The sequence below is a fragment of the Massilia norwichensis genome, from assembly GCF_024753245.1.
GTDB classification, from domain to species: domain Bacteria; phylum Pseudomonadota; class Gammaproteobacteria; order Burkholderiales; family Burkholderiaceae_D; genus Telluria; species Telluria norwichensis.
In genome coordinates this window covers 1-13279 of record NZ_JANUGX010000020.1, presented here as the reverse complement: position 1 = coordinate 13279, position 13279 = coordinate 1, and the positions used below count along the sequence as shown (strand labels likewise).

The following is a 13279-nucleotide window of genomic DNA, read 5'->3' as shown; positions in this document are numbered from 1 at the left end:
AAACCGGCGGCATCCGATATGCAGGCACTCCGTTAATTGCCGCACGCGCTTTTTGCAATGCTTAGGCTAGGCTAGTTCGGGACTCGCTACTGCTTTCCGGGAGCCTCATGGATCGTGCCCTTTATCATTCGTTTTTTCTGAATGCGCCGATAGGGCGTATATCCTGTCGCCGAGCGCCGACCCGGTCATCCTCGACGTCAACAATGCCTTCCTGCGCAACGTCAACCACACACGCGAGCAGCTGGTCGGACAGTTATTGTTCCAGGCACTTCCCGCCGATCCGAACGACCCCTTCGATACCGGCGTCGAGGCGCTGCGAGCCTCCCTGGAACGCGCCATCGAAACAGGCCAGCCGCAGGCGATGCCGACCCAGCGTTACCCGATTCGCACAGTGAACAAGGATGGGGTCGAAGTCTTCGTCGAACGATTCTGGAATGCGGTCAACACCCCGATTTTCGACGAGGATGGCGCACTGCTATGCATCTACCACGTGACGATCGAGGTCACCGAGCAAAAGCGCGCCGAGGAGGCCTTGCGCCTGAGCCAGCAGGAAGCCTTGCGTGCCGCGAGCGAAGCCGAAGCGGGACATGCGCGTCTCAACGCCGTACTCCAGGCGACACCGGTCGGCATCATGATGGCCGATTCGAACGGCAAGGTCCTCGAATCGAACGCTGCCCATGACACCTTGTGGTCCTGCAGTTCGCTGCCGAGGAATACGGTCATCGATTTTTCCGCGTGGCGCGGATGGTGGGCCGATGGATCGGAGCGGCAAGGCCGGCGCGTCGCACCGGACGAGTGGCCGCTGGCACAGGCCTTGCGCGGCCATCCTCAGACACATGCCTTGATCGAAATCGAGACCTTCGACGAACCGCGCATACGCCGTATCGTCGTCTGTTCGGCGGCCCCCATCCGCGACCGCGACGGGCACGTGATCGCCGGGGTCGTTGCGCTGCTCGACATGACCGAACGTTTGAAAGCGGAAGACGCCTTGCGCGAATCCGACCGCCGCAAGGACGAATTCCGGGCGATGCTGGCGCATGAACTGCGCAACCCGCTCGCACCCATCATGGTCGCTGCCGAACTGTTGAGCCGTAAAACGACCGCCGACGGACAGGTCGAGCGTACCAGCGCCGTCATCCTGCGGCAGGTAAAGCATCTGACCGGACTGGTGGACGATTTGCTCGATGTCTCGCGTGTCACACGCGGGCTGGTCGTCATCGACCAACGCCGCGCCGACCTGCGGGCCATCCTTGCATAGGCAGTGGAGCAGGTCATTCCCCTCATCCGTGCACGCGGCCACCAGCTCGACCTGCCGCTGCAGACGGAACCCCTGGTGGTCTGCGGCGATGCGAAGCGCTTGATCCAGGTATTCGCGAACCTGCTCAACAATGCAGCCAAGTACACACCGCCCGGAGGCCGGCTGTGGGTCGAGATGGCGGCCAGGGAAGGACGTATTCATGTCGCCGTGAACGACAACGGCATCGGGATGAGCGAGGATTTGATCGCCAGCGCATTCGACCTGTTCGCCCAGGCCGAGCGTGCCGCGGACCGTGCGCAAGGTGGCCTCGGGATTGGACTTGCCGTCGTCAAGCGGCTTGTCGAGCTGCATGGCGGCGTCATCGGCGCCAGCAGCGGCGGCCTGGGAAAGGGCAGCTGCTTCACCTTGATATTGCCGATGGCGCCAGCCGGCGCCGACCTGGAGCCGCATGCGCCTTTCCCGGCATCGGCCAGCCCGGCGAGCCCGCTGCGCATATTGGTCGTGGATGACAATATCGATGCAGCCGAAATGCTGTCGACCAGAATTGCGGCCGAGGGCCATGAAGTATGCACCGAACACAGCTCGGTCGCCGCCTTGCGCAAGGCGATGGACGCCCCCGCCGATGTCTATCTGCTCGATATCGGCCTGCCCGAAATCGATGGCTTCGCTCTGGCGCGTCGCCTGCGTGCAAATCCTTCGACGGCAAACGCCGTCCTGATCGCCGTGACAGGGTATGGACGCGATGAGGACCGCGCGGCGACGAAGGCCGCCGGTTTTGATTTTCACTTCGTCAAGCCGGTCGACGGAAGCGATCTTGCTGCGCTGTTGGCCGAGATTGCGGCCAGTCGCCGTGCGTCGGCGAAAGCCACGTCACTACGATAATTTTCGTACCTCGGTGTCGTCCGGCGACACCGTGCGCCCATCCATTGTCCGAGGCGCCATGAAATCCAGGGGTTCGCCCGTCGCCTTCTCTACCAGCTCGGAATGCGGCTCATTTTCCGCGAACAGATGCCGTTCGCCCCACTGACGAAGCGCCACCACAACGGGAAACAAGGCCTGGCCTTGCTCGGTCAGCACATATTCCTGGTAGGCGGCGCTGTCCGCGGCCGGCTGGGTTGCCAGGATGCCGGCATCGACCAGTCGGCGCAGTCGTTCCGACAAGATATTGCGCGCGACGCCGAGCTGGCGCTGGAAGTCGCTGAACCTGCGGACCCCGTCGAAGGCGTCGCGCACCACCAGCAAGCTCCAACGGTCGCCGATGACCTCAAGCGAGCGGCCCACCGGGCAAGGTTGCGAACTCATGTTCTTACGGCTTTTCATTTTCACTCGAGCTCCAAAGTGGTTGCATTTTAAAACCAAGCTGGCTATTCTCCAACTGGTTTCGTTTTGCAACCACCTTGGAGAGACTCGATGCAGGCAAGTCAGATCACATCCACAGTCCCGGCAATGCCGCGCGGGCTCATGCTGCTGTTTGCCTGCGCGAGCGGGCTGAGTGTCGCGAATGTGTATTACGCCCATCCCCTGCTGGATGCCCTGGCTGCGGACTTCTCCATTCCGCGTGCCGGGATCGGTGCCGTGGTCACGGCCACGCAGGCCGGGTGCGCACTGGCGCTGGTGCTGCTCGTTCCGCTCGGCGATCTGCTCGATCGCCGGCGCCTGATGCTGGTGCAGGCGCTGATGCTGTCGGCTGTACTTGTCCTTGTGGGACTGGCCTGGTCCCCCGCCGTCCTGTTCGCAGCCATGCTGCTGACCGGTGCGCTTGGAACCGCGATGACCCAGGGCTTGATTGCCTATGCCGCCGCTTCCGCCCCCGAACATGAACGGGGACGGGTGGTGGGCGCAGCGCAAGGCGGCGTATTTGTCGGTCTGCTGCTGGCCCGGGTACTGGCCGGTGGCATCAGCGATATCGGCGGCTGGCGCGCCGTCTATGCCTGCTCGGCGGCGGCGATGCTGATGCTTGCGATGCTGCTACGGTCAGGCCTGCCCCGTCTGGCGAAGCCTTCGCATCGGATGGAATATCTTCGCCTGATCGGCTCGATGTTCCTGCTGCTCCGGGACAACCGCATATTGCAGGTCCGCGGTGCGCTGGCGCTGCTCATGTTCGCCGCGCTGAACATCTTCTGGAGCGCCATGGTGTTGCCGCTGAGCGAAGCCCCTTACCTGCTTTCGCACACCGCAATCGGGGCCTTCGGCCTGGTGGGCGCCGCCGGTGCCTTGTCTGCCGCACGCGCCGGACACTGGGCAGACCGGGGCTTCACGCAGGCCACCACGTTCGGCGCACTCGTCCTGCTGGCGGTCGCGTGGTTGCCGCTGTTCTTCCTGGGCACATCGCTGTGGGCGCTCGTGCTTGGCATCGTACTGCTCGATCTCGGCGGACAGGCCATTCACGTCACCAATCAGAGCATGATCTTTCGCTCGCAATCGGACGGGCACAGTCGCGTTGTCGCCGCCTACATGCTGTTCTACGCCGCAGGCAGCGGCCTCGGCGCTTTGGCGACCACCGCGGCCTACGCCGCCTTTGGCTGGACAGGCGTCTGCCTGCTCGGCGCCGGGGTCAGCCTGCTGGCGCTTGGTGTGTGGGCTGTGACGCGGCGATAAAGGACCGGAATCAAGTCATCAAGACCTTGCAAGTCCTTTCGACAGTCGCCAGAACACCGCTAGGCCGGCGATGCCGCCGGCTGCGCAGGCGGATGATGGCGACGCTTTCCAGGCTCGAGGAAGACGCGCATGGCGAAATCGTGCGGCAACGGTCGCTCCGAAAGCCCATCTGCAGCATGCGCGCGGACTTCGGCGGACGCGGCGTAGACCACGGCATCGATCAGCAAGGCAGTCTTGTAGTCGCGACGTCTGTTCATCATGCACTCCCAATAGTGGCCGGATATGCTGAGTATATTCATTCGCGACGGAAACGGCGCGCTCGGCTGTGAAGCGAATCGACCTCATGCAGCATGACTGGCAATCTAGCGCCGAAAAGCAAAAAGGCCACTTCGATGAAGTGGCCTTTTCTGGATTCTGGCTCCCCGACCTGGACTCGAACCAGGGACCTGCGGATTAACAGTCCGTCGCTCTACCGACTGAGCTATCAGGGAATTGAGGCCGAATTATAACGGCTGAGTTGCGATTTGACCAGTGCTTGCGTGCGGCACCAGCAAAGCGTGCTGGGAAGCCGTGTGGAAGTCGCGCCAGACACGGTTGATCGGCGCATCCTCGCGCATGGCGTACAGGCCGCAGTAAGGGAACAGCGCATCGACCGCGCGCCGCGATGCGTTCACCCATGCCATCGCCAGCGCCTGCATCTGCGCGGCTTCATCCTCGCTGACCGGCGCGCCCGCGGCCACCTGCGCCCAGGTCGCATCCAGGCGCGCATAGAAGCGTGCACGAACCGCATCCAGCGAAGCACGGGTCGCGTCCAGCAGCGCACGCACGGCCGGCACCTCGATCAAGGGCTCGTCCTGCCCGCTGAAGCGGTTGCGGCGGTGCGCGATGCATTCCTCGGCCAGGTCGACGAAATGATGGGCCATGCCGGCCACGTTGGCCGCCAGCGTGACGAAGGCGAACGCCATGAAAGGGAAACGGTAGAGCGGGCCCTGCTCGACTGCTTTACTAGGATCGATCGCGAAGCCGTGCTCGGCATGCACCCATTGCCCGCTCACGCGATAGGCGTGCGAAGCGGTGGCGCGCAGGCCGATGCTGCGCCAGCGCGGCACCATCTCCACCAGCGCCGCCGGCACCACGAAAGCCTGGATGCGCGGCTGGCCCGCGGCGTCCAGCAGTGCCGCGCCGTGCTCGCGCAGGACCGCATTGAAGGTGAAGTGCGTGGCCATCGGCGCGCCGCTGGCGTAGTCCCACAAGCCGGTGATGCGCCAGCCCTCGCCTTCGCGCTCGGCGACACCGGTCGGGGCGCCGCTGCCGGCCAGGCAGACATCCGGCGTCGCCAGGATCTCGCGCGCCAGCCGCGGCGCCAGGAAGCCGGCGAACCAGCCGGCGCCGGCGCATAGGGTCACGGTCCAGCCCATGCTGCCGTCGACGCGGGCGATGGACTCTTCGAGGCGCACGACGTCCGGCAAGGCCATTTCCAGGCCGCCGGCTGCACGCGGCGCCAGCATGCGCAGCCAGCCGCGCTCGTGGATCAGTGCCTGCTGCGCCGGATGCAGCCAGCCTTCGCGGTCGGCTTCGAAAGCGCGGTCGGCGATGAGTGCTGCGTCGTTGGTGGCGATCATGGGCAGGACCTGGAAAAGCAAAAGGCCGCTTCGATGAAGCGGCCTTTCTTGAATCTGGCTCCCCGACCTGGACTCGAACCAGGGACCTGCGGATTAACAGTCCGTCGCTCTACCGACTGAGCTATCAGGGAATTGAGGCCGCAATTATAACCGCTGGATAGAATCCGGCAAGCTTTTTTATTTTGCTATAGTGTGCGCCTCCCCTCTCACCATCCAGAACCATGACGAAAGCACCCATCCTCGGCACACCCCTTTCCTCTTCTTCTACCCGCGTCATGCTGCTCGGCTCCGGCGAACTCGGCAAGGAAGTGATCATCTCGCTGCAGCGCCTCGGCATCGAAGTGATCGCCGTCGACCGTTACGCGAATGCGCCGGGCCACCAGGTCGCGCACCGCGCCCACGTGATCGACATGACCGACGGCGACGCGCTGGCCGCGCTGATCGAACGCGAGCAGCCCGACCTGGTCGTGCCGGAGATCGAGGCGATCGCCACCGACAAGCTGGCCGAACTGGAAGCCGCGGGCAAGATCACCTGCATCCCGACCGCGCGCGCAGCCCAGCTGACCATGAACCGCGAAGGCATCCGCCGCCTGGCCGCCGAAGAACTGGGCCTGGCAACCTCGCCCTACCGTTTCGCCAGCAGCCTGGACGAGCTGAAAGCGGCCTGCGCCGAGATCGGCTTTCCGAACGTGGTGAAGCCGGTGATGTCGTCTTCGGGCAAGGGCCAGTCGAAACTGGACAGCGCGGATGACGTGGAAAACGCCTGGAACCACGCGGCCGCCGGCGGGCGCGTCGATGCCGGCCGCGTGATCGTCGAAGGTTTCATCGACTTCGATTACGAGATCACGCTGCTGACCGTACGCTCCAACAACGCCGACGGCGAGATCGTCACCGGCTTCTGCGAGCCGATCGGCCACAAGCAGGTGCAGGGCGACTATGTCGAATCCTGGCAGCCGCAGGTGATGAGCCCGCGCGCTCTGGAAAGCGCGCGCGAAATTGCCAGCAAGGTCACCGCAAGCCTCGGCGGCCGCGGCGTGTTCGGCGTCGAGCTGTTCGTGAAGGGCGACATGGTGTGGTTCTCGGAAGTCAGCCCACGTCCGCACGATACCGGCATGGTGACGATGGCGACCCAGATCCAGAGCGAATTCGAACTGCACGCCAAAGCCATCCTCGGCCTGCCGGTCAATCCGGAGCTGCGCTCGGCAGGCGCCTCGGCGGTGATCTACGGCCAGCTGGAGCAGGCAGGGATTGCGTTCGAAGGCGTGGCCGAGGCGCTGCGCGTGCCGGGATCGGACATCCGCCTGTTCGGCAAGCCGGAATCCTTCGCGCGCCGTCGCATGGGCGTGGCGCTGGCGACGGCGCCGGATGTCGATACGGCGCGCCAGCGGGCGCTGGAGGCAGCCGGGAAGGTGCGGCCGGTCGCAGGCAAGTAAGACGCGTTACCGCGGTCCCGGGCCCATCAGCCTGGGATCGTAAGTCCACTTCCTGCACTTGTGCGCCACGATCCGCGCAGCGTCCGGATGCTGCGGATTGATCAGCACATTCCGCTCCTCGCTGACGATCACGGAAGGCACGATCAGCAGCGCGCTGGTATTCGCCTTGAGCCAGCGGTCGCCTTCGTCGAGGCTGGTCTTGCCGGTCGGGATGGCATCCCAGCCGACCGCCGGCGGCAGCAGCGACATCGCGCGCGCCCAGACATCGTCGGGAATGGCGAGCTCGACCAGGTAGCGGTTCAGCGGCAGGCTGCCGGCCTTCAGGTGGACAAAGGTTTCGAGCACCGCCAGCGAGATATTGCTGGCGCAGTAGAGCATGGCGTTGCCGGGCCGGTTCCAGCGCCCGCCGGAGAGCTTGGCGCCGGTGCCGGTGAGGTCGTCTGCGGTGTAGCCGGGCGCGTCGGTGGCGATGCGCCAGACGCTGATCAAGCGTAGGCTCCGGTCTGCATCGTCGCGAGCAGGCGCGAGATCATTTCCTGGCCTTCGATGGTGTCCATGTAGTCGGCGGGCGTGGCGCCGCCCAGGGCGGGAATCGGCTCTTCCATCCAGTGGGTGAGCCAGCGCGCGGCGTCGAAGTCGCGCATGAGGTCGGGATCGCCCGATTCCTCGAGCATGGCCTCGACCTGGCCGATGAGTTTGGCCATGCCGACGATCTTTTCGCTGTCTTCGCGCGACAGCGACTCGTTGCGGCTGGCCTTGCGGTTGACGGTGGCGGTGGCGATGTCCAGCATCGTGAAGACTTTTTCTTGCTGGATATCGAGGCGGCTGACGAAGTTCTTGAAGTCGGCGGCGTTCACGCCGCTGCGGATGAGGTCGATGCGATCGACGGGGGTGGTGTGATAAAGCTCGCGGAAGTTGAGCCAACGGCTTTTGTCGCCGTCGTCTGACTCCGGGTGAAATTGCTGCGCCGCCATCGTCGTCATGATTTGCTCCTTTGAGCAGAAATTTTAGATCAAATGAGCAGACGGCACAAGCGGCGTGCGCCAAAAGAAAAAGGCCGCTTGGTTGAACAAGCGGCCTTCTCATGTATTCTGGCTCCCCGACCTGGACTCGAACCAGGGACCTGCGGATTAACAGTCCGTCGCTCTACCGACTGAGCTATCAGGGAATTGATGTTGCTATTATAGCTTCCCCGTCGCGACTTGCACAGAGCAACTTACTAACTGTGCATGCCTCGCCGAGGCTGAAACTTTGGCTCCCCGACCTGGACTCGAACCAGGGACCTGCGGATTAACAGTCCGTCGCTCTACCGACTGAGCTATCAGGGAATCGTCTTCCGATTCATGCTTGCTGAATCGGAAGAGCCAAGAGTTTAGAGAACTTTTGCGATGGCGTCAACGACCCGATCGATGTTCTTCGAATTCATCGCTGCCACGCAGATGCGGCCGGTGTCCACGGCGTAGATCGATTCCTCGCGCAGCTTGCCGACCTGCTCCTTGGTCAAGCCCGAATACGAGAACATGCCGACCTGCTGGCGCACGAAGCCGAAGTCGCGGCGCGGCGCTTTCTCGGCCAGCTTGGTCACCAGCTGTTCGCGCATTTCCTTGATGCGTACGCGCATGCCGGCCAGCTCGTCTTCCCACAGCTGGCGCAGTTCCGGGGTCGACAGCACGGTGGCGACCACCTTGCCGCCGTGCACAGGCGGGTTCGAGTAGTTGGTGCGCACCACACGCTTGAGCTGCGACAGCACGCGCGCCGCTTCTTCAGCGGACGACAGCACCACCGACAGCGCGCCGACGCGTTCCCCATATAACGAGAACGACTTCGAGAACGAATTCGACACCAGCAGCGGGCCGCCGGCCTCGACGAAGCGGCGGACCACGGCGCCATCTTCGGCGATGCCCGAGCCGAAGCCCTGGTAAGCCATGTCCAGGAAAGGAATCAGGCCATTTTGCTGCACGGCAGCGATCACCTCACCCCACTGCTCGGCGCTCAGATCCGCGCCGGTCGGGTTGTGGCAGCAAGCGTGCAGCACGACGATCGCACCTTCCGGCATGTTGCGCAGGTCGGCCAGCATGCCTTCGAAATTCACGCCGTGGGTGGCCGGGTCGTAGTAAGCGTAATTTTTGACAGTGAAGCCGGCGCTTTCGAACAGCGCGCGGTGGTTTTCCCAGCTCGGATCGCTGATGTAGACACTTGAGCCCGGCGAGAAACGCTTGAGGAAATCGGCGCCGATCTTCAGCGCGCCGGTGCCGCCCAGGGCCTGCACGGTGATCGCACGTTTCTCTTGAATTACCGGGCTGTCGGCCCCAAATACGAGTTCTTGCACAGCCTTGTCATACGTACCCAGGCCTTCGATCGGCAGATAGGTACGCGGCGCAGGTTGTTCCATCAGCATTGCTTCCGCCTTGCGCACACATTCCAGCAGGGGCACTTTTCCGTTGTCATCGTAGTAGACGCCCACACCCAGGTTAATCTTGGCCGGGTTGGTATCTGCATTGAAGGCTTCGGTAATGCCCAGGATGGGGTCGCGTGGGGCCATGGCGATGGCGCCGAAGATGCTGGCAGGGGCTGTGGAATTCATCGTGATAAACTTTATGTTTGTCGGCTGGGTTCGCAGCGGTTGTATAGACAGCGGCATGGATGTTGCACTGCCGCAGGCGGATTCCCATTCTAGCAAAGGTCTGATCTCATGGCAGAACTATCGGTCGTTGATACTCCCTCACCTACCGTCATTACCTACCCCAACTCGCCGTTCAAGCTGCACCAGCCCTTCCCGCCCGCCGGCGACCAGCCGACCGCGATCCAGGGCCTGGTCGACGGCATCGACGACGGCCTGATGTACCAGACGCTGCTGGGCGTAACGGGTTCCGGTAAAACCTACACGATGGCCAACGTGATCGCCAAGGCCGGCCGGCCGGCAATCGTGTTCGCGCCGAATAAAACCCTGGCGGCCCAGTTGTACGCGGAGTTCCGCGAGTTCTTCCCGCAGAACGCGGTCGAGTACTTCGTCTCCTACTACGACTACTACCAGCCGGAAGCCTATGTGCCGCAGCGCGACCTGTTCATCGAAAAGGACTCGTCGATCAACGAGCACATCGAGCAGATGCGTCTGTCGTGCACGAAGTCGCTGATGGAGCGCCGCGACGTGGTCATCGTCGCGACCGTCTCGGCCATCTACGGTATCGGTAATCCGAACGAGTACCACAAGATGATCCTGACGCTGCGCACCGGCGACAAAGTCGCGCAGCGCGACGTCATCGCCCGCCTGATCCAGATGCAGTACACGCGCAACGAAATGGACTTCGCGCGCGGCTCCTTCCGCGTGCGCGGCGACACCATCGACATCTTTCCGGCCGAGCACGCCGAACTCGCGATCCGCGTCGAGATGTTCGACGACGAGATCGAATCGCTGCAGTTGTTCGATCCGCTGACGGGCAAAGTGCGCCAGAAGATCCCGCGCTTCACCGTGTATCCGGGCTCGCACTACGTCACCCCGCGTTCGACCGTGCTACGCGCCGTCGACTCGATCAAGGCCGAGCTGCGCGACCGCCTCGAAGAGTTCCGCCAGCAGGGCAAGCTGCTGGAAGAACAGCGCCTCGAGCAGCGCACCCGCTTCGACCTCGAAATGCTGGCCGAAGTCGGCTTCACCAAGGGCATCGAGAACTACTCGCGCCACCTGTCCGGCGCGATGCCGGGCGAGCCGCCGCCGACGCTGATCGACTACCTGCCGAAGGACGCGCTGATGTTCATGGACGAGTCCCACGTGATGATCGGCCAGCTCAACGCCATGTACAACGGCGACCGTTCGCGCAAGGTGAACCTGGTCGATTACGGCTTCCGCCTGCCGTCCGCGCTGGACAACCGGCCGCTGAAGTTCCAGGAGTTCGAGAGCAAGATGCGGCAATGCATCTTCGTCTCGGCGACGCCTGCCGAGTACGAAAAGCAGAAGGCCGACAACGTGGTCGAACAGGTGGTGCGTCCGACCGGCCTGGTCGACCCACAGGTGATCGTGCGCCCTGCCCGCTCGCAGGTCGACGACCTGATGGGCGAGATCAACGACCGCATCGCCAAGGACGAGCGCGTGCTGGTGACCACGCTGACCAAGCGCATGGCCGAGCAGCTGACCGAGTACCTGGGCGACCACGGCATCAAGGTGCGCTACCTGCACAGCGACATCGATACCGTCGAGCGCGTCGAGATCCTGCGCGACCTGCGCCTGGGCACCTTCGACGTGGTGGTCGGCATCAACCTGCTGCGCGAGGGCCTCGACCTGCCGGAGGTGTCGCTGGTGGCCGTGCTGGACGCCGACAAGGAAGGCTTCCTGCGTTCCGAACGCTCGCTGATCCAGACCATCGGCCGCGCGGCGCGTAACCTGAACGGCGTGGCGATCCTGTACGCCGACCAGATCACCGACTCGATGAAGAAAGCCATCGACGAGACCGAGCGCCGGCGCGCCAAGCAGATCGCCTTCAACGAAGCCAACGGCATCGTGCCGAAGGGCGTGAACAAGAAGATCAAGGACATGATCGACGGCGTCTACAGCGCAGCCGCCGCCAGGAACATGTCGCAGGCCGACGGGTTGTCTACGGAAGCGGCGAAGGTCGAGGGCATGTCAGAGAAGCAGATTTCGAAAGAGATCAAGCGCCTCGAGAAGCTCATGGTCGACCACGCCAAGAACCTCGAGTTCGAGAAGGCAGCCCAGGTGCGCGACCAGCTGCATGTGCTGAAGCAGCAGGCGTTTGGGGCGCCTGGGGCCGATAATGTGGTGTCGATTCTGGGCAAGTAAGCGCTAGATACTTGCCGGTGAAGGCTGAACCCTGATCTTGGGTTCAGCCTTTTTCATTTACAAACGAGCCTTACATCCATCGGATCACGACCGGGCTTGTCCCGAAGCTGGATCTTGCAGTTTCCCGCCTTGGTGAGTTCCGGTCGCAATTCCTGCCACCACGCCACTGCCCGTCCACCGCCGTACCAGCAGACGAACCATTTGGCGAAGGTTGGCACGGCAGTGTCCATGCCGCCTTTGACCTTTCTGCTCCCACCGGTCATCTCGCCGAATGTATCGTTGAATTCGCCTCCCATCCAGCTTGCTCCTGAAAGCTCCTGTTTCTTGAGTACGCCTTTGCCGTCTTGCTGAACAGCGTCCTCCGATGGGTAAAATTTGGGACAGGCTATCTCCTGCGCTTGTGCCACAGCGCTTCCTAGCAAGCACACAAAAAGAAGTCCTTTCATGGCACCACCACGACAAAGAACTCGGACGCATCGTTGGAAGGTGTTCCGTACAGCGGATTCGCCTTCTTCCACTCCGGCGTCAGTATCGCGACGCCGCGAAGACCGGCTGGCTTTCCATGAAATTGATCGAACATCGAAAACTCGCATGGCAAGCCATTCACCAATCTCGCACCGCGCCAGAACCGGTCGAACAGGCCGACGTGCCAACCGCTCTGGTTCGGGAATACGTGCCGGCCGTTGACGTTCTTGAAGTTGGCAATGACAGTGCCGGGAACAAGGAAATCGAGATCGATTACCCGTGGACCCGGCGCCCACCTGCCGGTGTAGCCGACGTCGGTCAGCGCCTGGGGCAGCGCAGCGCATTCGTGATTCCTGCCCAGGAATTCGCCGTGACCGGCGAGGAACATCCCATTGTATTTGTCGACAAGTGCGTCGTAACCGAGGCCTTGATACGTGCCCTGATAAACGACGTTGCGCTTTGGAAGATCATCGATGGCGCCCATGCCGCCACCTTCTCATACGCATTTGTGGGCGGCGCAGTCCCAGCCACCGGAGCTGTTGCCATCGGTGCCGCCGCGGATGCCTTGTTTCGTGTACTTCCACTTCATCTTGGAAAACGCCAGGAACACGTGTTCGTTGATGATGCCGCCCTCGCCGCTTGTCGGGTTCACTCCGGAGATCATGACGTTTTCCAGTTCGACCGCGTAATAGCAGATCGGCTTGCCGTCACCGTCAGCGCGCATGAACTCGAACCTCGCTTTGGGGAGGGTCTTCCCCATTGCACAGTGCTGCTGCAGGACTGGCGAAGACAGGTCGGCCAGCTTCCGGAAGGACATATCGGATAAGCTTGCCCTGCCCGTGGTATGACCGCCGGCAGTCGATACGACTGACGCCCGAGGCTGATGAACGCTCCACGCGACGTTCGACACTTCGATCCAGTCTTTGTGCCTGTCGTCGGCGGATTCGCCTTTGATGCCTTCGATCTGCAGGTATGCGTCGACTGCCATTTGCCCCTCCCTTGTGAATGTCCGGAAATCAAAGGAAGAATTGTCACGCTGCGGCAAACCGCAAAGCTTGGCCGGAATCAAACCACGGAAGAGCCCGCTTCTAAACGTAAAAAGCGGCCCGCAGGC

The 13279-nt window shown here is 62.9% G+C and carries 14 protein-coding genes and 4 tRNA genes; 5 read left to right on the top strand and 13 right to left on the bottom strand.

Annotation, left to right across the window (positions count from 1 at the left end):
• Window positions 1-160: 160 nt before the first annotated feature.
• Window positions 161-1258 (top strand): PAS domain-containing protein, encoded by a 1098-nt coding sequence (locus tag NX782_RS16330; protein ID WP_370661805.1) that lies wholly within the window; start codon window positions 161-163, stop codon window positions 1256-1258.
• Between the two features lie 3 nt (window positions 1259-1261).
• Window positions 1262-2140: an ATP-binding response regulator gene (locus NX782_RS16325; RefSeq protein ID WP_258846536.1), complete on the top strand. Its 879-nt coding sequence runs from the start codon at window positions 1262-1264 to the stop codon at window positions 2138-2140.
• Here the strand turns inward: NX782_RS16325 and NX782_RS16320 are convergent.
• Window positions 2132-2578 (bottom strand): winged helix-turn-helix transcriptional regulator, encoded by a 447-nt coding sequence (locus NX782_RS16320; RefSeq protein WP_258846636.1) that lies wholly within the window; start codon window positions 2576-2578, stop codon window positions 2132-2134. The genes NX782_RS16325 and NX782_RS16320 overlap by 9 nt on opposite strands.
• A gap of 90 nt (window positions 2579-2668) precedes the next feature.
• Between NX782_RS16320 and NX782_RS16315 the strand changes: the two genes are divergently transcribed.
• Window positions 2669-3856: an MFS transporter gene (locus NX782_RS16315; RefSeq protein WP_258846535.1), complete on the top strand. Its 1188-nt coding sequence runs from the start codon at window positions 2669-2671 to the stop codon at window positions 3854-3856.
• Between the two features lie 59 nt (window positions 3857-3915).
• Here the strand turns inward: NX782_RS16315 and NX782_RS16310 are convergent, their stop codons facing one another.
• From NX782_RS16310 to NX782_RS16295, 4 genes are all read right to left on the bottom strand, one after another.
• On the bottom strand, window positions 3916-4113 hold the full coding sequence (locus NX782_RS16310) for a hypothetical protein (protein WP_258846534.1): 198 nt from the start codon (window positions 4111-4113) through the stop codon (window positions 3916-3918).
• 158 nt (window positions 4114-4271) lie between these two features.
• Window positions 4272-4347: transfer RNA gene (locus tag NX782_RS16305), tRNA-Asn, on the bottom strand.
• A 12-nt stretch (window positions 4348-4359) separates the two neighbouring features.
• A complete protein-coding gene (locus NX782_RS16300; protein WP_258846533.1) occupies window positions 4360-5478 on the bottom strand; it encodes an acyl-CoA dehydrogenase family protein in 1119 nt (372 codons plus the stop codon).
• Window positions 5479-5533: 55 nt separating this feature from the next.
• A tRNA-Asn gene (locus NX782_RS16295) sits at window positions 5534-5609 on the bottom strand.
• Window positions 5610-5699: 90 nt separating this feature from the next.
• Here NX782_RS16295 and purT point away from each other — a divergent pair.
• On the top strand, window positions 5700-6911 hold the full coding sequence (gene purT, locus NX782_RS16290; protein WP_258846532.1) for a formate-dependent phosphoribosylglycinamide formyltransferase: 1212 nt from the start codon (window positions 5700-5702) through the stop codon (window positions 6909-6911).
• A 6-nt stretch (window positions 6912-6917) separates the two neighbouring features.
• On the opposite strand, the gene NX782_RS16285 is transcribed toward purT, so the two are convergent.
• From NX782_RS16285 to NX782_RS16265, 5 genes are all read right to left on the bottom strand, one after another.
• Entirely contained in the window at window positions 6918-7400 is a 483-nt protein-coding gene (locus NX782_RS16285; protein WP_258846531.1) for an RES family NAD+ phosphorylase, read from the bottom strand.
• Window positions 7397-7894 carry an Xre family toxin-antitoxin system antitoxin gene (locus NX782_RS16280; protein ID WP_258846530.1) on the bottom strand — a complete coding sequence of 166 codons (498 nt, stop codon included), beginning with the start codon at window positions 7892-7894 and terminating at the stop codon, window positions 7397-7399. Before NX782_RS16280 ends, NX782_RS16285 begins: the two co-directional genes overlap by 4 nt.
• A 109-nt stretch (window positions 7895-8003) precedes the next feature.
• Window positions 8004-8079, bottom strand: a tRNA-Asn gene (locus NX782_RS16275).
• An 84-nt stretch (window positions 8080-8163) separates the two neighbouring features.
• Window positions 8164-8239, bottom strand: a tRNA-Asn gene (locus NX782_RS16270).
• Between the two features lie 44 nt (window positions 8240-8283).
• Window positions 8284-9495 carry an amino acid aminotransferase gene (locus NX782_RS16265; protein WP_258846529.1) on the bottom strand — a complete coding sequence of 404 codons (1212 nt, stop codon included), beginning with the start codon at window positions 9493-9495 and terminating at the stop codon, window positions 8284-8286.
• 108 nt (window positions 9496-9603) lie between these two features.
• On the opposite strand from NX782_RS16265, the gene uvrB reads away from it, so the two are divergent.
• Complete coding sequence (gene uvrB, locus NX782_RS16260) at window positions 9604-11700, top strand: excinuclease ABC subunit UvrB (RefSeq protein WP_258846528.1); 2097 nt, start codon at window positions 9604-9606, stop codon at window positions 11698-11700.
• Between the two features lie 53 nt (window positions 11701-11753).
• On the opposite strand, the gene NX782_RS16255 is transcribed toward uvrB, so the two are convergent.
• The 3 genes from NX782_RS16255 to NX782_RS16245 form a co-directional block, all read right to left on the bottom strand.
• Window positions 11754-12146, bottom strand: a complete 393-nt coding sequence (locus NX782_RS16255) for a hypothetical protein (RefSeq protein WP_258846527.1) — start codon at window positions 12144-12146, stop codon at window positions 11754-11756.
• Window positions 12143-12649, bottom strand: coding sequence for a BPSL0067 family protein (locus NX782_RS16250; RefSeq protein WP_258846526.1), 507 nt, complete (start codon window positions 12647-12649; stop codon window positions 12143-12145). The genes NX782_RS16255 and NX782_RS16250 overlap by 4 nt, the downstream gene beginning before the upstream one ends.
• Window positions 12650-12661: 12 nt before the next feature.
• A partial coding sequence (locus NX782_RS16245; protein WP_308632985.1) for an Hcp family type VI secretion system effector occupies window positions 12662-13279 on the bottom strand: 618 nt, incomplete at its 5' end.